This window comes from Actinorhabdospora filicis (genome assembly GCF_030269765.1).
In the GTDB taxonomy this organism is placed as follows: Bacteria; Actinomycetota; Actinomycetes; order Mycobacteriales; family Micromonosporaceae; genus Actinorhabdospora; species Actinorhabdospora filicis.
This window is the reverse complement of the sequence record NZ_BSTX01000001.1, coordinates 48655-72612: the sequence shown is the minus strand read 5'-3', so window position 1 is coordinate 72612 and position 23958 is coordinate 48655. Positions and strand designations below refer to the sequence as shown.

The 23958-nt window shown below is 72.5% G+C and carries 25 protein-coding genes; 15 read left to right on the top strand and 10 right to left on the bottom strand.

From position 1 onward, the window contains the following. The first annotated feature begins 107 nt into the window (after window positions 1–107). From metK to QSK10_RS00355, 3 genes are all read left to right on the top strand, one after another. On the top strand, window positions 108–1298 hold the full coding sequence (metK, locus tag QSK10_RS00365; RefSeq protein WP_285660509.1) for a methionine adenosyltransferase: 1191 nt from the start codon (window positions 108–110) through the stop codon (window positions 1296–1298). Between the two features lie 335 nt (window positions 1299–1633). Further along, window positions 1634–1852, top strand: a complete 219-nt coding sequence (locus QSK10_RS00360) for a hypothetical protein (protein ID WP_285660508.1) — start codon at window positions 1634–1636, stop codon at window positions 1850–1852. 49 nt (window positions 1853–1901) lie between these two features. After that, window positions 1902–3848, top strand: a complete 1947-nt coding sequence (locus tag QSK10_RS00355; RefSeq protein WP_285660507.1) for a primosomal protein N' — start codon at window positions 1902–1904, stop codon at window positions 3846–3848. Here the strand turns inward: QSK10_RS00355 and QSK10_RS00350 are convergent. Continuing rightward, on the bottom strand, window positions 3845–4225 hold the full coding sequence (locus tag QSK10_RS00350) for a phage holin family protein (RefSeq protein ID WP_285660506.1): 381 nt from the start codon (window positions 4223–4225) through the stop codon (window positions 3845–3847). The two genes, QSK10_RS00355 and QSK10_RS00350, sit on opposite strands and share 4 nt — an antisense overlap. Before the next feature lie 163 nt (window positions 4226–4388). Here QSK10_RS00350 and QSK10_RS00345 point away from each other — a divergent pair, with 163 nt between their 5' ends. Then, window positions 4389–4913, top strand: coding sequence for a DUF6069 family protein (locus tag QSK10_RS00345; RefSeq protein ID WP_285660505.1), 525 nt, complete (start codon window positions 4389–4391; stop codon window positions 4911–4913). 7 nt (window positions 4914–4920) lie between these two features. Next, on the top strand, window positions 4921–5382 hold the full coding sequence (locus QSK10_RS00340) for a hypothetical protein (RefSeq protein WP_285660504.1): 462 nt from the start codon (window positions 4921–4923) through the stop codon (window positions 5380–5382). Between the two features lie 46 nt (window positions 5383–5428). Here QSK10_RS00340 and QSK10_RS00335 read toward each other — a convergent pair whose 3' ends face one another. The 5 genes from QSK10_RS00335 to QSK10_RS00315 form a co-directional block, all read right to left on the bottom strand. After that, window positions 5429–6301 (bottom strand): amino acid ABC transporter permease, encoded by an 873-nt coding sequence (locus QSK10_RS00335; protein WP_285660503.1) that lies wholly within the window; start codon window positions 6299–6301, stop codon window positions 5429–5431. A gap of 15 nt (window positions 6302–6316) precedes the next feature. Further along, the gene (locus QSK10_RS00330; RefSeq protein WP_285660502.1) at window positions 6317–6961 is read right to left on the bottom strand and encodes an amino acid ABC transporter permease; all 645 of its coding nucleotides are present in this window, start codon (window positions 6959–6961) and stop codon (window positions 6317–6319) included. A gap of 68 nt (window positions 6962–7029) precedes the next feature. After that, a complete protein-coding gene (locus QSK10_RS00325) occupies window positions 7030–7950 on the bottom strand; it encodes a glutamate ABC transporter substrate-binding protein (RefSeq protein WP_285660501.1) in 921 nt (306 codons plus the stop codon). Between the two features lie 53 nt (window positions 7951–8003). Continuing rightward, window positions 8004–8762 (bottom strand): amino acid ABC transporter ATP-binding protein, encoded by a 759-nt coding sequence (locus QSK10_RS00320; protein ID WP_285660500.1) that lies wholly within the window; start codon window positions 8760–8762, stop codon window positions 8004–8006. 337 nt (window positions 8763–9099) lie between these two features. Continuing rightward, a complete protein-coding gene (locus QSK10_RS00315) occupies window positions 9100–10695 on the bottom strand; it encodes a cellulose binding domain-containing protein (RefSeq protein WP_285660499.1) in 1596 nt (531 codons plus the stop codon). A gap of 339 nt (window positions 10696–11034) precedes the next feature. On the opposite strand from QSK10_RS00315, the gene QSK10_RS00310 reads away from it, so the two are divergent. Genes QSK10_RS00310 through QSK10_RS00290 form a run of 5 tightly spaced genes read left to right on the top strand, consistent with a single transcriptional unit; the run spans window position 11035 to window position 15180 of the window. Further along, on the top strand, window positions 11035–11931 hold the full coding sequence (locus QSK10_RS00310; protein ID WP_285662881.1) for a DMT family transporter: 897 nt from the start codon (window positions 11035–11037) through the stop codon (window positions 11929–11931). Between the two features lie 42 nt (window positions 11932–11973). After that, window positions 11974–12519 carry a peptide deformylase gene (def, locus tag QSK10_RS00305; RefSeq protein ID WP_285660498.1) on the top strand — a complete coding sequence of 182 codons (546 nt, stop codon included), beginning with the start codon at window positions 11974–11976 and terminating at the stop codon, window positions 12517–12519. A gap of 26 nt (window positions 12520–12545) precedes the next feature. After that, on the top strand, window positions 12546–13472 hold the full coding sequence (fmt, locus tag QSK10_RS00300; RefSeq protein ID WP_285660497.1) for a methionyl-tRNA formyltransferase: 927 nt from the start codon (window positions 12546–12548) through the stop codon (window positions 13470–13472). Beyond that, window positions 13469–14761 carry an RsmB/NOP family class I SAM-dependent RNA methyltransferase gene (locus QSK10_RS00295; RefSeq protein WP_285660496.1) on the top strand — a complete coding sequence of 431 codons (1293 nt, stop codon included), beginning with the start codon at window positions 13469–13471 and terminating at the stop codon, window positions 14759–14761. Before fmt ends, QSK10_RS00295 begins: the two co-directional genes overlap by 4 nt. Further along, window positions 14758–15180: a hypothetical protein gene (locus tag QSK10_RS00290; protein ID WP_285660495.1), complete on the top strand. Its 423-nt coding sequence runs from the start codon at window positions 14758–14760 to the stop codon at window positions 15178–15180. The genes QSK10_RS00295 and QSK10_RS00290 overlap by 4 nt, the downstream gene beginning before the upstream one ends. Before the next feature lie 37 nt (window positions 15181–15217). Here QSK10_RS00290 and QSK10_RS00285 read toward each other — a convergent pair whose 3' ends face one another. Next, complete coding sequence (locus tag QSK10_RS00285; RefSeq protein WP_285660494.1) at window positions 15218–16873, bottom strand: FAD-dependent oxidoreductase; 1656 nt, start codon at window positions 16871–16873, stop codon at window positions 15218–15220. 68 nt (window positions 16874–16941) lie between these two features. Between QSK10_RS00285 and QSK10_RS00280 the strand changes: the two genes are divergently transcribed. Then, entirely contained in the window at window positions 16942–17487 is a 546-nt protein-coding gene (locus QSK10_RS00280; RefSeq protein WP_285660493.1) for a TetR/AcrR family transcriptional regulator, read from the top strand. Here QSK10_RS00280 and QSK10_RS00275 read toward each other — a convergent pair whose 3' ends face one another. Then, entirely contained in the window at window positions 17488–18219 is a 732-nt protein-coding gene (locus tag QSK10_RS00275; protein WP_285660492.1) for an SDR family oxidoreductase, read from the bottom strand. It abuts the gene before it with no gap. 101 nt (window positions 18220–18320) lie between these two features. On the opposite strand from QSK10_RS00275, the gene QSK10_RS00270 reads away from it, so the two are divergent. Genes QSK10_RS00270 through QSK10_RS00260 form a run of 3 tightly spaced genes read left to right on the top strand, consistent with a single transcriptional unit; the run spans window position 18321 to window position 20883 of the window. Continuing rightward, window positions 18321–19154, top strand: a complete 834-nt coding sequence (locus QSK10_RS00270; RefSeq protein ID WP_285660491.1) for a helix-turn-helix transcriptional regulator — start codon at window positions 18321–18323, stop codon at window positions 19152–19154. 56 nt (window positions 19155–19210) lie between these two features. After that, the gene (rpe, locus tag QSK10_RS00265) at window positions 19211–19930 is read left to right on the top strand and encodes a ribulose-phosphate 3-epimerase (RefSeq protein WP_285660490.1); all 720 of its coding nucleotides are present in this window, start codon (window positions 19211–19213) and stop codon (window positions 19928–19930) included. Beyond that, window positions 19927–20883 (top strand): response regulator, encoded by a 957-nt coding sequence (locus tag QSK10_RS00260; protein ID WP_285660489.1) that lies wholly within the window; start codon window positions 19927–19929, stop codon window positions 20881–20883. Before rpe ends, QSK10_RS00260 begins: the two co-directional genes overlap by 4 nt. A gap of 851 nt (window positions 20884–21734) precedes the next feature. Here QSK10_RS00260 and QSK10_RS00255 read toward each other — a convergent pair. Further along, the gene (locus QSK10_RS00255) at window positions 21735–22487 is read right to left on the bottom strand and encodes a TetR/AcrR family transcriptional regulator (protein WP_285660488.1); all 753 of its coding nucleotides are present in this window, start codon (window positions 22485–22487) and stop codon (window positions 21735–21737) included. Between the two features lie 93 nt (window positions 22488–22580). Between QSK10_RS00255 and QSK10_RS00250 the strand changes: the two genes are divergently transcribed. Continuing rightward, window positions 22581–23453: an NmrA family NAD(P)-binding protein gene (locus tag QSK10_RS00250; RefSeq protein WP_285660487.1), complete on the top strand. Its 873-nt coding sequence runs from the start codon at window positions 22581–22583 to the stop codon at window positions 23451–23453. A gap of 33 nt (window positions 23454–23486) precedes the next feature. Here QSK10_RS00250 and ribH read toward each other — a convergent pair whose 3' ends face one another. Continuing rightward, window positions 23487–23957, bottom strand: coding sequence for a 6,7-dimethyl-8-ribityllumazine synthase (gene ribH, locus QSK10_RS00245; protein WP_285660486.1), 471 nt, complete (start codon window positions 23955–23957; stop codon window positions 23487–23489). Window position 23958: the final 1 nt, after the last annotated feature.

The window sequence follows — 23958 nt, the reverse complement described above, 5'->3', positions numbered from 1 at the left end:
CCCACTCGCGTGTTACGCAGAGTTAAACGGGTGGTGGCGGTGGGTTCCGGAGAACGCGCGGCACTAGACTTTGAACCGGACAGAACGTCAGCAGCCTAAGGAGCGCCGTGGCACGCCTTTTCACCTCTGAGTCGGTCACCGAGGGCCACCCGGACAAGATCGCCGACCAGATCAGCGACGGGGTGCTCGACGCGCTCCTCGACCGGGATCCCACCAGCCGAGTGGCGGTCGAGACGCTCATCACGACCGGCCAGGTCCACGTCGCCGGCGAGGTCACCACCGACGCCTACGCCGACATCCCCACCATCGTGCGCGAGACGATCCTGCGGATCGGCTACGACTCCTCGAAGAAGGGCTTCGACGGCGCGTCCTGCGGCGTGAGCGTGTCCATCGGCTCCCAGTCGGCCGACATCGCCCAGGGCGTGGACAAGGCCGTCGAGCTGCGCGACGGCGGCTCCGGCGACGACCTCGACTTCCAGGGCGCCGGCGACCAGGGCATGATGTTCGGCTTCGCCTGCCGCGAGACCCCCGAGCTGATGCCGCTGCCGATCGCGCTGGCGCACCGGCTGTCGCGCCGCCTGACCCAGGTCCGCAAGGACGGCACCGTCCCGTACCTGCGCCCCGACGGCAAGACCCAGGTCACCATCGCCTATGAGGGCCACCGTCCCGTCCGCCTGGACACCGTGGTCGTGTCCAGCCAGCACGCGCCCGACATCTCCCTCGAATCCCTGATGACGCCGGACATCGCCGAGCACGTCATCGCCAAGGAGATCGAGAGCCTGGAGCTCGACCACGCCGACTACAAGCTCCTGGTCAACCCGACCGGCCGCTTCGAGATCGGCGGCCCGATGGGCGACGCGGGCCTCACCGGCCGCAAGATCATCGTGGACACCTACGGTGGCTACGCCCGCCACGGCGGCGGCGCCTTCTCCGGGAAGGACCCGTCCAAGGTGGACCGCTCCGCCGCGTACGCGATGCGCTGGGTGGCCAAGAACGTGGTGGCCGCCGGTCTCGCCGAGCGCTGCGAGACGCAGGTCGCCTACGCCATCGGCAAGGCGCACCCGGTCAGCCTCTACATCGACACCTTCGGCACCGAGACCGTCGACCCGGCCAAGATCGAGGAGGCCGTGCGGGCCGTGTTCGACCTGCGCCCCGCCGCGATCATCCGCGACCTGAACCTGCTGCGCCCGATCTACTCGGCGACGGCGGCCTACGGCCACTTCGGCCGCGAGCTGCCGGAGTTCACCTGGGAGGCCACCGACCGCGCCGACGCGCTGCGGTCGTTCGTGGGCGCCTGACGCGTACGAGAGACACGAGCTTGAGGGAACGGCCCGCGCTTCGGCGCGGGCCGTTTTCGCTGCCGGACGGGGGATGCGCGGCCGGCCGTTCCGGGCGGACGCGGACGGTCACGCGGCCCCCGCGCACGCGGGTGCCGTGGGCCCAGCCGTGCCCGATCGTGGTGGGGAGCGGGTTCTCCCCGCGCAGGCCGGACGAGCGGCCCCGGGCCGAGTCCCGCCGGCGCGGGCCGGGGAGCCGTACTTCCGGTTCGCCGTCAGCGGCTCACCGCACCATCCCCGGCCACCGTGCGCGATAACCCCTTGTTCCCCCGCACCCCCTCTGGTGTGATCAGCCCATGCCCGCACCTCATGGTTTCCACTACGAGTCCCACATGAACGGGACCGTCCACATCTCCCACCGGGGCCGCCAGGTCACCGTCCTGCGCGGCTCGCGCGCGCAGGAGTTCCTCGCCGAGGTCGAAGGGGGCGACGACCAGGAGGTCATGGCCCGCTGGACCGGCAACTACAAGCACGGCAACGAGCGGACCGCCCGCAACCACCCGCGCAACCGCTAGATCCCTCGGCGGCGTCCGTCCCGTCGTACCCGTCGGGTAGAAATGCACCGTGGATCAGGTGACCGGCGGGACCCTCGTGGCGCGTGTGTGCGTCGACAGTCCGCTGCCGCACCTGGACCGCCTCTTCGACTACCGCGTGCCGCCCGAACTGGCCGGGCACGTCGCCGTCGGCTGCCGGGTGAAGGTGCGCTTCTCGGGGCAGTCGCTCACCGGCTTCATCATCGAGCTGGCCACCGGAACCGACTTCGGGGGACGCCTGGCCGACCTGGCCAAGGTGGTCTCGCCCGAGCCCGTCCTGACCGGCGAGATCCGCGAGCTCTCGCGCGCGGTGGCCGACCGCTACGCCGGCAACCTCGCCGACGTGTTGCGCCTGGCCGTGCCGCCACGGCAGGCGCGCGTGGAGGCCGAGCCGCCGCGCGAACCCGCCGGGGCCATCGCCGCCCCCTCGGCCGAGGGCTGGCGCGAGTACGAGCCCGGCGACGCCTTCCTCACCTCCCTCGCGCACGGCCACGCGCCGCGCGCGGTGTGGGGCGCCATGCCGGGTGAGGACTGGCCGCGCCGCCTCGCCGAGGCCGCCGCCGCGACCGCCGCCGGTGAGCGGGGATCGGTCCTCGTGGTGCCCGACCAGCGCGACCTCGACCGCCTGGACGCCGCGCTCACCGAGGTCCTCGGCCCCGACCGGCACGTCGTCCTCTCCGCCGCGATGGGACCGTCGAAGCGCTACCGGGCGTTCCTGGCCGCCGCGCGCGGCGCCGTCCGCGTGGTCGCCGGTACGCGCGCGGCGATGTTCGCGCCCGTGGCCGACCTGGGCCTGGTGGCGATGTGGGACGCCGGGGACGACTCGCACGCCGAGCCCCGCGCGCCCTACCCGCACGCCCGCACGGTCCTGCTCACACGCGCGCAGCAGTCGGGGACGGCCGTCCTGCTCGGCGGTTTCACCCGCACCACCGACGACCAGCTCCTGCTCGACACCGGCTGGGCGCGCGAGCTGGCCGCCCCCCGCGAGCGGCTGCGCGAGCGCGCGCCGCACATCGTGCCCGTCGGCGACGACGACCAGCTCGCCAAGGACCCGCAGGCCGCCGCCGCGCGCCTGCCCACGGTGACCTGGACGGCGGCGAAGGAGGCCCTGGCCGCCGGGCTGCCGGTGCTCGTCCAGACGCCCCGGCGCGGCTACATCCCCGTCGTCTCCTGCCAGCGCTGCCGCGCCCGCGCGCGCTGCCCGCACTGCGCCGGGCCGCTGTCGCTGCCCTCCGCCAAGGCCGATCCGGTGTGCCGCTGGTGCGGCCGGTCCGCCCACGACTACTCGTGCCCCTCCTGCGGAGGGCACCGGCTGCGCGCGGCCGTCATCGGCGCCGCGCGCACCGCCGACGAGCTGGGCCGGGCGTTCCCGGAGGTCCCGGTGCGCACCTCCGGCGGCGACCGCGTGCTGGACGCCGTCCCGGCCGGTCCCGCGCTGGTGGTGGCCACGCCCGGCGCCGAGCCGGTCGCCGAGGAGGGCTACGGCGCGGTGCTGCTGCTGGACGCCTGGGCCCTGCTGACCCGCGCCGACCTGCGCGCGGGGGAGGAGACCCTGCGCCGCTGGATGACCGCCGCCGCGCTGGCCCGGCCCGCGCGTGACGGCGGCCGGGTCGTGGTGGTCGCCGATGGGGGTCTCGCCGTCGTCCAGGCGCTGCTGCGCTGGGACGCCGGCTGGTTCGCCGCGCGCGAGCTGGCCGAGCGGGCGTCCCTGCGCTTCCCGCCGATCGCGCGGATGGCCTCGCTGACCGGCCCGCCCGAAGCCCTGGCCGACCTGTTGCGCTATGCCGAGCTGCCGCCCGGCACCGAGGAGCTGGGCCCGGTGCCCGTCGACGAGCGGACCGAGCGGCTGCTGCTGCGCGCGCCGCGCACGAAAGGGGCCGAGCTGGCCTCGGCCCTGCACGGCGCGGCGGGGGTCCGCAGCGCGCGCAAGGCCGTCGACCCGGTGCGCGTGCAGGTGGACCCCGCCGAGCTGCTCTAGTCGGCGTCCTTGCGCGGTATGAGGATGCCGATGAAGAAGCTGACGATCGAGACGATGATCGCGCCCCAGAAGGCCGCCCAGAACCCGTTCACGTGGAACGGCAGGTTTATCTTGTCGGCCAGCCAGCCGGTCAGCCAGAACATCAAGGCGTTCACCACCAGCGCGAACAGGCCCAGGGTCAGCACGTAGAAGGCGCAGCCGAACAGCTGCACGATCGGTTTGATGAGCGCGTTGACCAGGCCGAAGATGAGGGCCACCAGGAGCAGCACGAGGAAGTTGTTGAACCCGCTGCTGCCGGTGACCTCGATGCCGTCCACCATGACCGTCGACAGCCACAGCGCGCCGGCGGTGAGCAGGAGCTGGACGATGAATCCCATGCGATTCTCCTTCCCGGCCCACGACGCGGGCGCAGGAACAGCCTAGGCCTGCGAATGCCGCTTTTCGCCCATGATCGGATGAACCGAGAGATACTCACCTCGCTCGGCGCCGGGTTTTCCCCGTTCGGCGGACTCGCACCGTGCCGCCCGCCAGACTGTGCCCATGACCACATATCGTCATCAACCGGACGATCCGTACCGTGCCGACGCGCCCGCGCAGAGCCGCGTCAACGGGGGACGGCTGTGGAGCGGCGGCGTCGCGGCCGCTCTCGTGGCCGCCGGTATCGCCATGGTCGGGTTCCTGGTCGTCAAGGGCCTGCTGAAGCTGCCCATCCTCGGCGTCGACGTGGACGGCGCGGTCACCCAGCCCGGCCTGTTCACCTACGGGATCATCGCGTTCCTGTGCGCGCTGCTGGCCACCGGCGTCATGCACCTGCTCCTGCTGGCCACGCCGAAGCCGTTCATGTTCTTCGGCTGGATCATCGCGCTGGCGACCATCCTCGGCATGCTCGTGCCGCTGCTGGCCGTCGCCGACATCCAGACCGGCGCGGCCACCGCCGCGGTCAACCTCGTCATCGGCGTGTCCATCGGCATCCTGGTGGGCATCTCGGCCACCGCCAGCCTGCGCCGCCCCGACACGGCCGGCTACCAGCCGCCGGACCAGTACAACCCGGCGACGGGCCGTTAGGCGCGAGTTGGGCGTCTACCGGCTCATGCCCGCGCCCGGCACGGCGCCCTACGCCCGCCGTCTCGACCGGCGCCGCCTGTGGACGGGCGGCGCGTGGACGGCGCTGGCCTGCGCGGTGGTCGCGGCGGCGGCGTTCCTGACCGTCCGGGAGATCCTGGACCTGCCGATCCTCGGCGTCATCGTCTACGGCGGCGTCATCGAGCCGCACCTGTTCGTCTACGCCCTGGGCGGGGTGGCCGCCGCGTTCGCCGCCACGGCCCTCATGCTGCTGCTCCTGCGCGGCAGCGCCCGCCCGTTCCCGTACTTCCGGTGGATCGTCGGCCTGTGCCTGGCCCTGGTGGCGATGATGCCGGTCTTCGCCGCCGGTGACGCCGCCACCGGCCTGGCCACCGCCGCCGCGAACGTCATCGTGGGTCTCACCGCCTGGGCCGGGGTGGTCCTGGCGGCCCGCGCGGCGGTCCGGGAATGACGAAGGCCCGGCCGCGCGAGGCGACCGGGCCGGTGGAGCGTGGGGCTCAGGCCCCGGTGTCGACGTCGGCGGCGACCGGAACCGCGGCCGCCTTGGCCGGGCGGGCGACCTTGCGGCGCATCCGCTTGTCGATCAGCGAGACCACCTTGGACAGCGCGTAGGCGACCACGAAGTACATCGTGGCGGCCACCAGCAGCACCTGCAGGAACGAGTTCGGGTAGGACCCGGCCGTCTGGTAGCTCATCTTCAGCAGCTCCGGGTACGTCACGATGTACCCGAGGGCGGTGTCCTTCAGCAGGACCACCAGCTGCGCCAGCACCGCCGGGAGCATGTTCCGGAACGCCTGCGGGAAGATGATCAGCCGCGTCACCTGGCCGTGCGTGAGGCCGATGGCGTGACCGGCGGCGGCCTGACCGGCGGGGAGCGCGTTGACGCCCGACCGCAGGATCTCGGCCAGCACCGCGCCGTTGTACACCGCCAGGCCCACCACCACGTACCAGAGCCCGTTGATGTCGGTGCCCAGGTGGTTCAAGACGGTGAACGGGATCCAGATCAGCAGCAGCACCGGCATCGCCCGGAAGAACTGCACGTACACGCTGGCCAGGAACCGCACGGCCTTGAAACGCGAGACACGGCCGAAGCCGACCAGCGCGCCCAGGACGACGGCGCCGACGCAGCCGATCCCGGCGGCCTCCAGGGTGTTCAGCAGACCCGGGATGTAGGTGTTCTCCACGATGAGCTGGTCGAGGGCGTCGACCCAGCGCTGCTGGTCGAAGAAGCCCTCGCCGTTCAGGGTGACCGCCGCCCAGGCCAGCGCGCCCAGGACGACCAGCGCGCTGAGCGCCGAGTAGAGGGCGACCTTGCGGCGCCCCTTCGGCCCGAGCGCGTCGAAGAGGACCGTGCTGTGTTGGTTGCTCATGTCAGGTCTTCTCCGCTACCGCGCGAACGCCGCGCGCTTCTCGGCCCGGTGGATGAACCAGCTCGTGGGCAGGTTGATGATCAGGTAGCAGGCGCAGATCCCCACGACGACGACCCACACGGGGGCCTTGTCCTGGTTGATCATGTCCTCGGTCTTGGCCGAGAGCTCCTGGAAGCCCAGGATCAGCGTCAGAGCGGTGTTCTTCACCAGGGCGGTGTAGAGCGTGCCGACCGGCGGGACGACGGTCCGGAACGCCTGCGGCAGGATCACGTGGCGCAGCGACTGCCCGAAGGTCAGCCCGATCGACCGGGCGGCCTCGGCCTGGCCCAGCGAGATCGAGTTGATGCCGGCCCGCAGGGTCTCGCCGACGAAGGCCGAGGTGTACAGGCTGAGCACGATCAGCGCCCACTGCCAGGAGTACTCGAAGCTGACGCCGACCTTCGGCAGGCCGAAGTAGAAGACGACCAGGACGACCAGGAGGGGCGTGTTCCGGAAGATCGCGGTGTAGACCTGCGCCGCCCACCGGGCCGGGGGAGCGGGACTGACGTGCATCATCGCCAGGATCGCGCCGAGCACGAGGGCCACCGCGAAGGACGCCAGCGACATCCACAGGGTGTTCCAGAATCCCTCGGCGAAAAGTTGGAAGACCTCGTTGCTCAAGGTGTCTGTCTCCTAAGGAACGAATGGTGCCCGCCCCGGGGGCTCGGGACGGGCACCATCGGCATGACTCAGTACCGGACGACCGGCGGCGGGGTCGGGGTCTTGGCGCCGGCCTTGCCGAGCGTGCCCTCGAAGGACTTCACCCAGTCGCCGTTGGCGTAGGCCTCTTCCAGCATGTCGTTGATGAAGTCGCGCAGCTCCTTGTCACCGTGCTTGGAGGCGATGCCGTACGGCTCCTCGGTGAAGACCTTGTCGGCGACCCGGAACACGCCCGGGCTCTTCGACATGAAGCCGCGCAGGATCGGCTCGTCGGTCACCAGCGCCTCGTAGGACTTGTTCTCCACGGCCTGGCGGCAGGCGGAGTAGTCCGCGAGGGGCTGCGAGACGTCGGCCTTCGGGTTGAGCTTCTGCAGGTTGGTCAGCGAGTTGGAGCCGACGGCGACGCAGACCTTCTTGCCGTTGAGGTCTTCGAGCGTGTTCAGCTCCTTGCGGTCCGCCAGGGTCAGGATGCCCATGCCCGTGATGTAGTACGGGCCGGCGAAGTCGACCTTCTCCTTGCGGGGCTCGTTGATCGTGTAGGTCGCGGCCAGGGCGTCGACCTTGCCGGAGGCCAGGAACTCCTCGCGGTTCTTGGAGATGGTCTCCACGTACCGCAGCTGGCCGTTCTCACCCTCGGTGAAGTTCGGGCCGAAGATCCGCTGGGCGAGCAGACGGCCGAAGTTGGCGTCGAAACCCTCGATCTTGCCGGAGGCGGGGTTGCGCTCGCCGGTGGTGGGCTGGTCGAACTTCGAGCCGAAGAGCAGGTAGCCGCGCTCCTTGATCTTCTGGACGGCGGCGGGCAGCGTGGTGGCCTGCTTCATCTGGAAGACGACGGTGTTGGCCGGGTCCCCGGCCTGCTTCTGGTCATCGCTCGCCTTGCCCTGACAGGCGGTGGCCAGCAGGGCGACCGCGGCGAGGCCGACGAGGGCCAGTTTGCGGTGCATGCGCATGGTGCTGTGGGTTCCTTCCCTGTGGTTTCCCGCGATCCGTTGGCGGAGGCGGGTCAGTGCGACATCACTTTCGAAAGGAAGTCGCGGGCGCGCTCGCTCTCCGGCTCGCTGAAGAACTTCTCGGGCGGCGCGATTTCGACGATCTGGCCGTCGGCCATGAATACGACGCGGTTGGCGGCGCGGCGGGCGAAGCCCATCTCGTGGGTCACCACGATCATGGTCATGCCCTCGCGCGCGAGGTCGATCATGACGTCGAGGACCTCGTTGATCATCTCGGGGTCGAGGGCCGAGGTCGGCTCGTCGAACATGATGACCTTGGGCTCCATGGCCAGGGCGCGGGCGATGGCCACGCGCTGCTGCTGGCCGCCGGAGAGCTGCGCGGGGAGCGCGTCGGCCTTGTCGGCGAGGCCGACGCGGTCGAGGAGGGCGCGGGCCTTGGCCTCGGCGTCCTTGCGGCCCAGGCGGCGCACTTTCATCGGCCCGAGGGTGATGTTCTCCAGGACCGTCATGTGCGCGAAGAGGTTGAAGTGCTGGAACACCATGCCGACCTCGGAGCGCAGCCGGGCGAGCTCGCGGCCCTCGGCGGGCAGGACCGAGCCGTCGATGGTGATCTCGCCGGTCCCGATGGTCTCCAGCCGGTTGATGGTGCGGCAGAGCGTGGACTTGCCGGATCCGGAGGGCCCGATGATGACGATGACCTCGCCGGACTGCACTTCGAGGTCGATGTCCTTCAGGACGTGGTTGTCGCCGAAGTGCTTGTTCACTCCGGACAACCGGACTAGCGGCGTACCCGCCGTGGTCTGCGCTGCCATGCGTGCACCCTAAGGGTTGAGGCCCCGATTGCCTATTCGGGGACCGTTTCGTGACCAACCCGTTGTATGACGGGGATCTGGTCGCTACCTCTATGAGTCGGATCTATGCCCATTGGCGTGGGGGCGGAAGGGCTTAGCACCACTCGGCCGGAGTACCGGCGGGTAGAGGCTATCGGTAGGGCGGGGGCGCGCAAAAGAGGGAGGGGCGGATCTTTACCAGATCCGCCCCCGATCCGTAGCTCGGCTACACGGCGATGATCAGTCGGTGAATCCCCTGAAGAAGTTCACCAACTCATGGAAGGACTGGTGGGGACGCCTTCGGTGTACCGCCGGGAGGTCAGCCCGTGAACCCCTTGAAGATGTTGGTGAACTCGTAGAGGGACTGGCTGATTCCGCTGCACGTGGGCGAGACGCCGCCGTTGGGGCAGCCGCCGTTGTCGCGCCCGGCCGACCAGAATCCGATGAATCCGATGTGGCTGGACTGCGCCCACGACAGCAGCGCGCGGGCGTGCGACTGGGTCGTGGTCATGCCGGTGTCGTTGCGCCCGATCATGGGCGTGACGCCCAGTTGCGCCTTGATCTGGGCGTCGCTCTTGCCGGGCCAGATCGTCTTCATCTGCGCGATGGTGGCGTTGGCGGCCGAGATCATCGCCTGGCCCCAGTCGCCGCTGTAGCCGAAGTTCATCAGCATCGGGTTGACGATGGGGGACAGGCCCTTGGCGGCGGCGTCCTGGAGGATCTGCACCGAGTACGGGTCCATGCCGTAGTCGCTGCCCTGGATGCGCATGGTGTAGCTGACGGTGGTGCCGCGGGTGTCGACGAGCCGCTTGAGCGCGGTGTTGACCATGGCCTGCGGGATGGACGCCTCCACGTCCACGTCGAGGTGGTTGGCGCCGGTGGCGGTGAGGACCTTGACGTAGGCGTTGTACAGGGCGTCGGCGGAGCCGCAGGTGTTCTCCAGGTAGGGGCCCATCGCGCCGCCGGAGGCGATGACGACGTCACCGCCCATCGCGCGCAGGGCGTTGACCTGGTCGATGATGCGCGGCTCGTTGAGGGGGATCGTGCCGCCCCACTGCGGGTCGCAGCCCAGGGAGGAGCCGAGGATGAACGCGAGAGTGAAGTACTTCTGCCCGGTGGCCTGCGCGACCTGCGTCAGCGTCGGGCTGGCCATGGTGATGTCGATGTAGGGCGCGACCTTGATGCTCCCGGTCGGCGGGATCGGGTCGTCGTTGTTGGTCCGGCCGCTGACGGCGGCGCTGTAGGCGGAGTAGTTGCCCGTGGGGTCCTTGGCGCGGACCTTGAAGGAGTAGGCGGTGTTCGCCGTCAGGCCGGTGACGACGGTCGAGGTGCCGCTGACGGCGACGGGCGTCCCGTTGTCACGGGAGACCTCGTAGCCGGCGACCGTGCCGGAGTTGTCGGTGGAGGCCTGCCAGGACACCGTCAGGCTGCTCTTGGTCGGCGAGCCGACGGTGAGGCCGCCGGGGACGGTCGGGGGAGTGGTGTCCGGGCCGGGCGGGGTGCCGCCGCCGTCGCAGGACCCGCCGTTGAGGGTGCAGGACGACGGGACGCCGGTGCCCGCCGAGACCCACCCGAAGCTCGCCGAGGCGCCGGGCGCGAGGTTGCCGTTGTACTCGCGGTTGACGGCGGTGTACTTGCCGGAGCCGTTGTTGGTGACCAGGGCGTCCCAGTAGGAGCCGAGGGTGGTCCCGGACGGCAGGGTGAACACCACGGTCCAGCCGTTCAGGGCGGTGGTGCCGGTGTTGGTGACCGTGTAGCGGCCGGTGTAGCCCGAGCCCCAGGCGTTGTCCTGGCTGAAGACGGCCTTGCCGGCCGCGGCGGCCTGCGCGGGGGCGGCGGTGAAGACCGCCAGTAAGACGGCGGAGAGAAGGAGGAGCGCGGCGTGCCGGCCGGCCCTGCGGAGATCGATCGTCATGACAGGTCCTAGGGGAGAGGAGCTGTTAATTGAGTTGTCAGTAACGTAAGACCTTCCCCGGGTTGACACAAGGGAATGGTCAAGAAACCGTTCGGTGATCTGCCCTCTCATGGCCGGGGTCCCGTGCCGCGCGCGCGTCCGGGTTCGGGCCGGTCCGTCGCGGGACGCCGTAGCGTCCGGCGCCCGTGGACGCCGCCGGACGTGCCCACCGAAACGTGCGCGCCGGTGGGCCGAACCGGGACGCCATCCCCATCCTCCGGCTCAGTACCACTGCAATGTCACCCCTGGTGGCACACTCGCGTGGTGACCCCCTTCCGCCGGGCCGCTCCCGGCATCGCCATGGCCGTCGCCATCACCGCCGTCTCCTCCTCCGCGCCCATGGTCGTCCTCGCCCACGAGGGCCACGTCCCACCCCTGGCCGTGGCGTTCTGGCGCAACGCCATCGCCGTCGCCCTCCTCATACCGGCCGCGCTGCTGTGGCGGCGCGCCGAGATCCGCCGCCTCGGCCGCGCCGGATGGCGGCGCTGCCTGGTGTCCGGCGTCGCCCTCGCCGTGCACTTCGGCACCTGGATCCCCTCGGCCGTGCTCACCGACGTCGCCACGGCCACCGCGCTGGTCTCCACGACGCCCCTGTGGACCGGGCTCATCGCGGTCCTCCAGGGCAGGCGCCCGCCCAGGACGACGTGGATCGGCGTCGGCGCGGCCGTCGCGGGCGCCGCCCTGGCCACCGGCGCGGGCGTGACGGTGTCGGCCACGGCCGTGCTCGGCGACGTCCTCGCGCTCATCGGCGGTCTCGCCGGGGCCGTGTACGTGATGGCCGGGTCGCGGGCCCGGGAGGAGATGTCGACGGTCACCTACACCGCCGTGGTCTACTCGATCGCCGCCCTCGGCCTCCTCGCGGTGTGCCTGGCCACCGGGACGCCCCTGTGGGGTTACGCGGCCGCCGGGTGGCTGGCGATCGCCGCGCAGACCGCCGGGCCGCAGCTGCTGGGCCACTCCCTGGTCAACTTCGCCCTCCACCGCCTCGACCCGACCCTGGTGAGCCTGCTGCTGCTCTTGGAGGTGCCCGGTGCGGCGGTCCTGGGCGCGGTGTGGCTGGGGCAGACCCCGCCGGTCGCCGCCTGGCCCGGCATCGCCCTCCTGCTCGCCGGTGTCGCGGTGGCCCTCGCGGGCCAGCGCGCGGTAAGGAGCACCACCCCGGCCCACTCTCCGAACGGGCGCGTCCCCTCCTCGTAGACTCATGGGTCGACGGGAATCGAACGCGAAGGGGCACAGGGCGTGACTGTTCAGGAGATCAGGCTGTTCGGGGACCCGGTGCTGCGCACCCCCGCCGACCCCGTGGTGGACTTCGACAAGCAGCTGCGCAAGCTGGTCAAGAACCTCATCGACACCATGCTCGACGAGGGCGGCGCCGGGCTGGCCGCGCCGCAGATCGGCGTGGGCCTGCGCGTGTTCTCCTTCGACGTCGACGACGTCGTGGGGCACCTGGTGAACCCGGTCCTGGAGTTCCCCGACGAGGAGGAGCAGGACGGTCCCGAGGGCTGCCTGTCGATCCCCGGCCTCTACTACGACACCGTCCGCCGCCAGAACGTCATCGCCAAGGGCCACAACGAGTTCGGCGACCCCATGCAGATCGTCGGCACCGGGCTGATGTCCCGCTGCATCCAGCACGAGACCGACCACCTCGACGGCGTCCTCTTCCTCGACCGCCTCGACCCCGAGACGCGCAAGAAGGCGATGAAGGACATCCGCGCCGCCGACTGGTACGACGACGGCATCCAGATCAAGGTCAGCCCGCACGACTCGCGCGGGCGCTTCATCTGACCCACCGACCCTTGGGGGACGCACACATGAGACTGGTCTTCGCCGGCACGCCGGAGGTAGCCATCCCGGCGCTGGACGCCATCGAGAGCAGCGGGCACGAGCTCCTGGCCGTGCTGACCCGGCCCGACGCCCGCACCGGGCGCGGCCGCAAGGTCTCCCGCTCGCCGGTCGCCGAATGGGCCGACGACCGCAACATCGAGGTCCTGCAGCCGGCGAAGCCCCGGGAACCGGAGTTCCTGGCCCGCCTGGCCGCGCTGGCCCCCGACTGCGTCCCCGTGGTCGCCTACGGCGCGCTCGTCCCGCGCGCGGCGCTGGACATCCCCGCGCGCGGCTGGGTGAACCTGCACTTCTCGCTGCTGCCCGCCTGGCGCGGCGCCGCCCCCGTCCAGCACGCCGTCCTGCACGGCGACCAGATCACCGGGGCCTGCGTCTTCCAGCTGGAGGAGGGCCTGGACACCGGGCCCGTCTACGGCTCGGTCACCGAGGCCATCGCCCCCTTCGACACCTCCGGGGACCTCCTGGAGCGGCTGTCGAAGACCGGCGCGGGCCTGCTCGTCACCGTCCTGGACGCCATCGAGTCGGGCGCCGCGCGCGCCGCCGCGCAGCCCGCCGACGGCGTCAGCCTCGCCCCGAAGATCACCGTCGAGGACGCCCAGGTCCGCTGGAGCGACCCGGCCTTCGCCGTCGACCGCCGCGTCCGCGCGGTCACCCCCGCCCCCGGCGCGTGGACCCTCCGCGACGGGCAGCGCGTCAAGCTCGGGCCCGTCGTCCCCGACCCCGACGGGCCGCCGCTGGCGCCCGGCGAGGTCGCGGTGGGCCGCAAGGCCGTCCACGTCGGCACCGCCACCATGCCCGTGCGCCTGGGCACCGTCCAGCCGCCGGGGAAGAAGGCCATGCCCGCCGACGCCTGGCTGCGCGGCAACCCCCTCCACGACGGCGAGCGCCTCCAGTGACCGGCCGCCGCTCGGTGAGCGACGACCCCCGCTCCATCGCCTACGACGTCCTGACGGCGGTCTCCCGCGACGACGCCTACGCCAACCTGGTGCTGCCGAAACTCCTGCGCGAGCGCGGGGTGAGCGGACGCGACGCCGCCTTCGCCACCGAGCTCGCCTACGGCGCCTCCCGCGCCCGGGGCACCCTCGACGCGATCATCGCCTCGGTCGCCGGGCGGCCCGTGACGGGCCTCGACCAGCCGGTCGCCGACGTCCTGCGCCTGGGCGCCTACCAGGTGCTCTACACGCGCGTCCCCGCCCACGCCGCTGTCGGGACGGCGGTGTCGCTGGTCCGCCGCGCGGCCGGGCACCGGCCCGCCGGGTTCGTCAACGCGGTGATGCGCAAGATCGCCGCCCGGCCCCTCGACGCGTGGCTGCACAAGCTCACCCCCGCCGACGAGGTGGGCGCGCTCGCGCTGAAGTACGCCCATCCGGAGTGGATCGTCTCGGCCTTCCGGGACGCCTTGGGAGGCGACAAGGAGCTGCCCGCGCTGCTGGCCGCCGACAACACCGCCCCGGCGGTGCACCTGTGCGCCCGGCCCGGCCTGATCGGCCGCGACGAGCTGGCCGCGGCGACCGGCGGCAGGCCCGGCGCGCTCTCGCCCTACGCGGTGATCCTGCCCGGCGGCGCCCCCGGCGACGTGGCGGCCGTGGCCGGCGGGCGCGCGCACGTCCAGGACGAGGGCAGCCAGGTGGTGGCTCTGCGCCTGGCCGAAGCGCCGCTGGACGGACCCGACGCCCGCTGGCTGGACCTGTGCGCCGGCCCCGGCGGGAAGGCCGCGCTGCTGGGCTCGCTCGCGGCGCTCCGCGACGCGCGCCTGGACGCCGTGGAGGTCAGCGCGCACCGCGCGCGCCTGGTCGAGAAGGCCGTCGCCGGGCTGCCGGTCACCGTCCACGAGGCCGACGGCCGGACCTTCGGCGCCGACGGGACCTACGACCGCGTCCTCGTCGACGCCCCCTGCACCGGCCTGGGCGCCCTGCGCCGCCGCCCGGAGGCGCGCTGGCGGCGCGAGCCCTCCGACGTCCCCGAGCTGGCCGCGCTCCAGCGGAGCCTGCTGGCCTCGGCCGTCCGCCTCACCCGCCCCGGCGGGCTGATCGGCTACGTGACCTGCTCGCCGCACCTGGACGAGACCCGCGCGATCGCCGAGGCCGCCGAGGGCGTGGAGGCGGCGGAGGCACCGGTCCAGCTGTGGCCGCACCGCGACGGCACCGACGCGATGTACCTGGCGCTCCTGCGGCGAGTGGCATGACCTTAGAGAGAGGCGAGGACTTCGCCGACTTGGCCACCTACGTCACCGGCTACCGCGCCGGGGGATACGACGTGGCGACGGTCGTCGCCGCCGTCTGCGGCTGCGGCGGCCGGGCCTTCGCGATCGGCGTCGACGACGAGGCCGGGGCCGCCGAGCGGCTCTGCGCCGCCTGCGGCGAGGCGGCCTTCATCGCCGACTCCGCCGACTACTGGGAGGAGGCCGTCCCGGAGCAGTGCGCCTGCCCCTGCGGCGGTGAGCTCTTCGAGGTCGGCGTCGGCTTCGCCGGGACCGGCGACGGCACCGGCGATGTGCGCTGGGTGAGCGTGGGCCTGCGCTGTCTCGCCGACGGCGTCCTGGGCGTCTACACCGACTGGAAGATCGACTACCGCCCCTCGGCGGGGCTCATCGGGATGGTATGACCGGGCCGCACGAGCACGGCGGCCCGGCCGGGCCCCATCAGCCTCTCATCTCCGCCGATTTCCCGCTCGCCATGTGCTCGGCGGCGAGGTAGCCGAAGGTCATCGCCGGTCCGAGGGTGGCCCCCGGGCCCGGGTAGGTCTCGCCCATCACCGCCGCCGAGCTGTTCCCCGCCGCGTACAGGCCCGCGATCGCCGAACCGTCGGGCCGCAGCACCCGCGCGTGCCCGTCGATGACCAGCCCGCCCTTGGTGCCGATGTCGCCCGGCAGCACCGGGACGGCGTAGAACGGGCCCTTCTCCAGCGGCGACAGGTTCGGGTTGGGCAGCGTCGGGTCCCCGTAGTAGCGGTCGTAGGCGCTGTCGCCGCGCCCGAAGTCCAGGTCGCGGCCGGTGCGGGCGTAGCCGTTGAAGCGCTTCACCGTCGCCTCCAGCGACGCCACCGGCACGCCCATCGCCGCCGCGAGCTCGCCGACGGTACGGCCGGTCTTCAGGAAGCCGTTCTCCCGCCACCGCTTCGGGAAGCCCTGGCCGGGGAACAGGCCGGTGAAGATGTAGCGGCGCTTGGCGCGCGCGGTCAGCACGATCCACGCCCGCGGCGAGCCCGTGGCGTACATCCGGTCCACCAGGTCGTGGTACGGGAGGGCCTCGTTGGCGAAGCGCTCACCGCGCTCGTTCACGATCACCATCTCGGGGATGCCCCGGTCGGCGACCAGGAAGAACGGGCGCTCGCCGGGCGGGACGACCGAGGGCGCGCCCCAGACCTTGTCCATCAGGTCGAGCGCGGCGCCGTGGGCGAGGCCGGCCTTGATGACGTCGCCGGTCTGGCCCTCGGAGGCCGAGGTCCAGGCGGTGGACGTGGGGTGCGGCAGGTAGGTCTCGCGCATGGCCTGGTCGTGGGAGAAGCCCCCGGCGGCCAGGACGACGCCGAGGCGCGCGGTGACGGTCTCCTCGCGGCCGCCGCGCCGGACGCGGACGCCGGTGACGCGCCCGTCCTCGGCGACCAGGTCGACGAACGGCGCCGACAGCCACACCTCGCCGCCGGCCTCCTTGAGGCTGAGCCGCAGCCGCGCGGTGAGGGCCTCACCCAGGGACAGGTACTTGGAGCGGGTGAGCAGGCCCTTGATCGCGCGCAGGCCCACCTTGAGGGAGGTGAGGCGGCCCTTCCAAGTCCGGCCGATCATGTTGAGGTGGTGGAACTCCGCCGAGGTGATCGTCATGCCGTAGGTGGGCAGGCCCGCCCGGCGCATGAGCTCGAAGTCGGGGCCGAGCCTCGTGCCGTCGAAGACGACCGGCTCGACCGAGCGTCCCTCGGGCCGCCCGCCCGGGCGCTCGGGGTAGTAGTCGCTGTAGCCGGGGGACCAGTGGAACCGCACGTGCCGGGTGTGGTCGCGCAAGTAGCGCACCATCTCGGGGCCGTGCCGCAGGTAGGCGTCCTTGAGGGCGCCGGGGACGCGGTCGCCGACGGTGGCGTCCAGGTAGGCGCGGGCGTTGTCCACGGTGTCGCGCAGGCCCTCGGCCTCCAGCCACACGTTGTTCGGGACCCAGATCGCGCCGCCGGACAACGCGGTGGAGCCGCCGTAGCGGTCGGTCTTCTCGATGACGAGCGCGGACAGGCCGCGCAGGCGGGCGGTCAGCGCGGCGGTGAGGCCCGCCGCGCCCGAGCCGACGACCACGACGTCGTAGGTGCCGGTCATCACGATTCCTTAAGCGAGTCTTCGATGTCTCAGTATGAGACAGCAGTGTCTCGTCTACGATAGCTCGCGTGACCGGAACCGACAGAGGCGCCAGCGACCGCACCCGCACGGCCATCCTGCGGGCCGCCGCCTCCGCCCTGCGCGGCGGCGACGCCGGGATGGGCGAGATCGCCCGCGTCGCCGGCGTCGGCCGCGCGACCCTCTACCGGCACTTCCCCAACCGCGAGGGACTCCTCGTCGAACTCGGCGCCTACGCCGCCGCCGAGAGCCTGCGCGCGCTGCGCGAGGCGTCCCTGGACGCCGTCGACGTCCCCACCGCCGTCGCCCGCGCCGCCCGCGCGCTGCTCACCGTCGGCCGCGCCTACTGGGTGCACTCCACCCACCTCCCCGAACGCCGCGCCGACGAGCAGGAGGTCGGCCGCCGCGTCGCCGCCCTCGTCGAACGCGGCCGCGCCGAGGGCGCCCTGCGCGCCGACATCCCCGCCCCCCAGCTCGCCGCCCTCTTCGGCTCCCTCGTCATCGGCGCCCTCACCCAGGACGAGCTCCTCGCCCTGGACGTGGAGGACGCCGCCGAGGCGATCACCCGGATCTTCCTCGACGGCGCCCGCGCCTGACTACCAGCCCAGCTCGCCCTGCTCCTCCACGAACGCGCCCGTCGGGCCGCCCTCGTCCAGCAGCGCCATCCGGATCGCCGCCCGCGAGCCCTCCTCGGCCGTCCGGTGCCCCGAGTTGCCGTTCAGATCGGTGGCGCAGTACCCCGGGTTCACCGCGTTCACCAGGACCGGGGTGTCCCGGAAGTACTTCGCGTAGCCCACCGTGATCATGTTCAGCGCGGCCTTCGACGACGGGTACCCGACGCCGGAGAACTCCCAGAACGGGCCCTCCCGGTCCAGCTGCTTCTCGAAGGACCCCAGCTCGCTCGACACGTTCACCACGCGCGCCGCCGGGGCCGCCCGCAGCAGCGGGATCATCGCCTTCGTCACCGCCACCACCCCGAACACGTTCACCTCGTAGACCTCCCGCAGGGCCGCCACCGGCGTCTCCGCCGCGATCCACGACTCCTTCGGCGAGAGGATCCCCGCGTTGTTCACCAGGACGTCCAGCCGCCCGAACTCCGCCTCCACCACCTTCACGGCCGCCTCGACGCTCTCCTCATCGGTCACGTCCAGCCGCAGGAACCGCGCGTCCAGGCCCGCCTCCCGCAACTCCGCCGCCGCCTTCTCGCCCCGCTCCGGCGACCGCGCGCCGACGAGGACCGTCAGCCCCGCCGCGCCCAGGCCGCGGGCGATCTCGAAACCGATCCCCTTGTTCGCGCCGGTCACCAGCGCGATCCGCTTCTCCGTCATGCCACCACCGTGACCCCGAACCGGCGCCGCGAACAGAGACCCGTCCATGGTGGTACCGCCGGTACCTCCCGGGAACGGTTCCCGCGCGTCAGGATGGAGGCATGGACCGCCCCGCCCTCGCCGAGTACCTGCGCGCCCGCCGCGCCCGCGTCAAACCCGCCACCGTCGGCCTGCCCGACGCCGGGCGCCGCCGCACCCCGGGCCTGCGCCGCCAGGAGGTCGCGCAGCTGGCCGGGATGTCCATCGAGTACTACATCCGCCTCGAACAGGCCCGCGGCCCGCGCCCCTCCCGGCAGATCCTCTCCGCCCTCAGCCGCGCCCTCATGCTCACCATGGACGAGCGCGCGCACCTGTTCCACCTCGCCGGGGAGACCGTCGGCCCGCAGAGCTCACCCGACTCCGACGTGCCCGTCGGCGTCCGCCACCTCCTGCGGTCCCTCGTGGACATCCCCGCCTACGTGGTCAACGCCCGCTACGACGTGGTGGCCTGGAACGCGCTCGCCGAGCTGTTCCTCGGCGCCGTGGCCACCTACCCCCTGGAGCGCCGCAACGTCGTGCGGTGGGTGTTCGCCGGGGTCCGGCCCGACTTCGACGCGAACCCCGCCCACCTGGACTTCGCCCGCTCCACGGTGGCCGACCTGCGCGCCGCCCACGGCCGCTACCCCGACGACCCCGGCCTGCGCGACCTCGTCCAGGAGCTCCTGCGCACCAGCCCCGAGTTCGCCGGGATGTGGGCCGAGCACGAGGTCGAGGTCCGCCGCCACCTCGTCAAGAAGGTCACCCACCCCGAGCTGGGCGTCCTGGAGATGGAGTGCCAGACCCTCCACGTCCCCGACCGCGACCAGCGGGTCATCATGTACATCGCCGAACCCGGCTCGCCCACGCACGAGACCTTCCGGCGCCTGGCGCGCGAGATGGCCATCGACGGAGCTTGATCGAAAGAGGTTGATGCCACAGCGGTGCGGTGGGTGCGCCTGACTACACTGTGCCAGTGGACAAGACCGCTACGGTGATCGCGCCCAGCCTCCTCTCCGCCGACTTCGCCCGCCTCGCCGAGGACATGGACAAGGTCGCCGCGGACGTCGACTGGCTGCACGTGGACGTCATGGACAACCACTTCGTGCCGAACCTGACCCTCGGCCCGCCGGTCGTGAAGTCCATCAAGGCCGCCACGAACGTGCCCCTCGACTGCCACCTCATGATCGAGGACCCCGACCGCTGGGCCGTCGGGTACGCCGAGCTCGGCGCGTACAACGTGACCTTCCACGCCGAGGCCGCCGCCGACCCGGTCGCCATCGCCAAGGACCTGCGCGCCGCCGGGAGCAAGGCCGGTCTCGCCATCGACCGCGACACCCCCGTCGAGGACTACCTCGACATCCTCCCCGCCTTCGACACCGTGCTGATCATGACGATCAAGGCCGGTTTCGGTGGGCAGGCCTTCATCCCCGGCCTGCTCGACAAAGTCCGCGCCGTGCGCCGCCACATCGACTCCGGGCACCTCGACATCCGCCTCGAAGTCGACGGCGGCATCGCCATGGACACCATCGAGGCCGCCGCCGAGGCCGGCGCCGACGCCTTCGTCGCCGGGACCGCCGTCTACGGCGCGGCCGACCCGGCCGCCGCCTGCCGTAAGCTGCGCGCCCTCGCCGAGGGCGCGAGAAGCCGGGGCTTAACATCGGCCGCCACAGCGACCGGGGCGGTGCCGGGATGACCAGTCCCGAGGAGAGCAACCGCGGACTCGTCCTCGTCGTCGACGACGACGCCGACATCGCGCGCTTCGTCGCCCTGAACCTGCGCCTGGAGGGCTTCGAGGTCGTCACGGCCGCCGACGGCTACCAGGCGCTGGCGCACCTGGCCCGCCGCCGCCCCGACATGGTCCTGCTCGACGTCATGATGCCCATGGTGGACGGCGTCGAGCTGACCCGGCAGCTGCGCAGCGACCCCATGACCGCCAGCCTGCCGATCATCCTGCTGACCGCCAAGAACCTCTCCGCCGACAAGATCGTCGGCCTCACCACCGGCGCCGACGACTACATCGTCAAACCCTTCGACACCCAGGAACTGGTCGCCCGCGTCCACTCCGTCCTGCGCCGCCACCGCGAGATCCGCGAACTGTCGCCGCTGACCGGCCTGCCCGGCAACGCGCGCATCACCCGCGAGGTCACCGGCTGGATGCGCAGCGGCAACGAGTTCGCCCTCTGCTACGTCGACGCCAACCACTTCAAGAGCGTCAACGACGCCTACGGCTTCGTGCGCGGCGACGAGTTCATCACCACCATCGCCAGCTCTCTCCACCGCGGCGTGGTGGGCGCCGGCCCGCCCCTGGCCTTCCTCGGGCACGTCGGCGGCGACGACTTCATCATCCTGTGCGTCCCCGAGCAGGTCCAGGCCATCACCCAGCGCGCGATCATGGACTTCGAGGAGCGAGCGGTCTCCCTCTACGACGACCGCGACCGCGAGCGCGGCTACGTCGAGGTCACCGACCGCGCCGGAAACCCCGTCCAGGCGGGTTTCGTGACACTCTCGATCGGGGTGGCGATCTCGTCCCACCGCGACTACACCGACCCCCGCGAGATCGTCGAGGTCGCCACCGAGATGAAGAGCGTGGCGAAGAAGCACTCCGGCTCGTACGTGGCCGTCGACCGCCGGCGGACGCTGACCTGAGCGACGCGCCGGGTGGGGTTTTGGGCGCGTGGTTTAGCGCCTGTCCCGCAGGTCTTCGCGGGGCTGCGACGAGCCGACGGCACGTCGGCAAACCCGGTGGCCCTCGCCGCACCGCTCTCCCGGCCACGGACAACACCGGTACGAGGCCGTAAGACCGCCTTGCGAGAACCACAGAGCTTCAAAACGCGGCCGACACCGTGTTCTCGCACCCACAAGACCCACAGGGCACGCCCCGGGCACCGAGCTGTTCCCCGCCGCTTCGGCCCCGCCGAGCCCCATGGGGGTGGCGCGATCATGCCCCGGAATCCCGTGCCCACACCCTGCGACCTCATCGGCGGCCGCACACCCGGCCGGGGATCACCTCGCGGATGCCGCCCGGCGGGTGCGGTACGCCGCGGCCGCACAGGCGTCCCGGCGCGGCCGGGGGAGAGGTACCGGTGCGCCTCGCGGTGTGCTCGCGCCGGTACGCCCCGGGTCGTCGCCCGCGGTACACGGACCGGCTCGCGGCCCCTCGGCGCGCTGCGCGGCGGTACTACTTTCGTGGGCGCGCCCCGGCCCGTCGCCCCCGTCGCCTCCCCGGGTGCATGGCCCGGGCCTCCTCGGCGCGCTTCGCGGTGGTGCGCCCTTGGCCGGCACGCCCCGGCCCGGCTCAGCCCGGCTCGATCCACCCGGCGCGCCTCCTGGCGGGGGCGCTGGCCCCACGCCCCGGATCCGCTGGCCCCGGCTCAGCCCTCTCCACCGGCCTCGCGCCCGCGAGATCGCTGCCCAACCGGGCCGCCTCACCCCCGGCTCAGCCCTCTCCACGTACCTCGCGCCCCGGCCGAGCCCGTGCCTCAGCCGACCCCGTCCCCTCAACCCACCCTGCGCCGGTGCGCCTTCTGGCGGCAGGCCGCTCCACAAAACCGCGCCGGGCGGCCCGTCCGCGAGGGCGTGAGCGCCGTCCCGCACACCTCGCACACCGGGGTTTCGTGACGCGGCTCCACTGATTCGTCACGCAACTCGGGTTTCGTAACGGCCTCGGCGGGGCGCAGCGCGTCGGCGATCAGCGCCGACAGCCGCCCCGGCCGGTTCGCGGTGATCCGCGCCGACTCCACCGTGGCCGCGCTGGCGATCAGTGCGTGCGCGTCCCACGCGTCCACGTCCGCCCGCACGGCCCCCGCCTCCTGCGCCGCCCCCAGCAGCCGCGCCAGCACCGCCAGGTAGCCGTCGAAGAGCTCGCCGGACACCGTCCCGCGGTGCCCGGTCAGCGCGTGGAACGCGTCGCACAGCACCCGGTTCAGCGCCGCGCGGCGGGCGGCGTCGGCGAAGAAGGCGAAGAAGCGCTCACCGGGGTCGCCATCGGCGTCGGCCAGCGCGGTCCCGAAGCCCACGATCTCGCCGGTCCGGCGCTCCAGGACCGCCTCCACCAGGCGCTCCTTGCTCGGGAAGTGCCGGTAGACGGTGCCCGCGCCCACCCCCGCGCGGCGGGCGATCTCGCCGAGCGGCACGTCCACGCCCTCGGAGGCGAACACCTCGACGGCGGTCTCCAGGACGCGGGCCCGGTTGCGGCGGGCGTCGGCGCGCAGGCCCTCCTCGGCGTGCTCGTCGGGGGAGACGGCGGTCACATCTTCTCCGGTTTCTCTGGACGAACAAACGGGTTGGTGATTCCGTATCGTTCAAGCGGGTCGGCCGACCCGATTCTATCGAAGGGAACCCCCATGTCCCACCCCGTGCTCGTCACCGGCGCCACCGGCCAGCAGGGCGGCGCCCTCGCCCGGCGCCTGCTCGCCGACGGCGTGCCCGTCCGCGCCCTCACCCGCGACACCACCGCGCCCGCCGCCCGCGAGCTCGCCGCGCTGGGCGCCGAGGTCGTGCCCGGCGCGATCGACGACCCGGCCGCCCTCAAGGCCGCCGCCACCGGCGCGTCCGGCGTGTTCTCGGTGCAGCCCGTCGCCGGTTACAGCGCCGCCGCCGACTTCGACGAGACTGCGGCGGGCAAGTCCCTCGTGGACGCCGCCGTCGCCGCCGGGGCCGGGCACCTCGTGTACGCCTCGGCCAACTCCGCCGAGGTCGACTTCGGCATCCCGCACATGGGCAACAAGCGCGTCATCGAGGAGTACGTGGCCGCCTCGGGGCTGTCCCACACGATCCTGCGGCCCACGTCGTTCATGGAGAACTTCCTCGACGCCCGCTTCGGGCTGCGCGGGGACGCCCTGGCGATGGCGCTGCTGCCGGAGGTCCCGATGCAGCTGATCGCGCTCGACGACATCGCCGCGGTGGCCGCCGCCGCGTTCGCCGACCCGGCCGGGTACGACGGGCGCGTGTTCGAGCTGGCCGGCGACGTCCTCACCGGGCCGGGCATCGCCGCGGCGATCGCGGGTGCGGTCGGGCGCGAGGTCGCCTACACCCCGATCCCTCTGGAAGAGCTGCGCAAGCATGGGGAGAACGCGGTGCGCGGCTTCGAGGCCCTCAACAGCGGGCGGGCGACGCGCGCCGACATCGGCGCGCTGCGGGCGGAGTTCCCCGCGCTGCTGGACTTCGGCGCGTGGCTGGCGTCCGGCGGCGCGGAGAAGCTGCGCGCGGCGATGTGAGGAGGGGCGGCCCGCGCAGGCCGCCCCTCCCGCTCAGTCGAGGGTCTTGAGGGTGACGGCGGCGTCCAGCGCCGCGATCGTCGCGCCCCAGCCCTTGTCCTCGGCCGAGTCGGGCAGCCCGACCCGGTCGCGGGCCTGATCGAGGTCGTCCACGGTGAGGACGCCGTGCGCGACGGGCGTGCCCTCGTCCAGCGCGACCCGGGTCAGCCCGTCGGTCACCGAACGGCACACGTAGTCGAAGTGCGCGGTCTCCCCGCGGATCACCACGCCCAGCGCCACCACCGCGTCGCAGCGGCGCGCCAGGGCCTGCGCGATCACGGGGATCTCCACCGAGCCCTCGACGTGGGTGACCAGGACGTCCTCGACCTTGGCCGCCTCGGCGGCGGCGAGCGCGCGGGCCAGCATCTGCCCGGTCAGCTCGCCGTGCCAGCGGGTGGCCACGATCCCCAGGCGCAGCCCGCGCCCGTCGACGGTGGTGAGCGCGGGCGCTCCGGAACCTGCCATG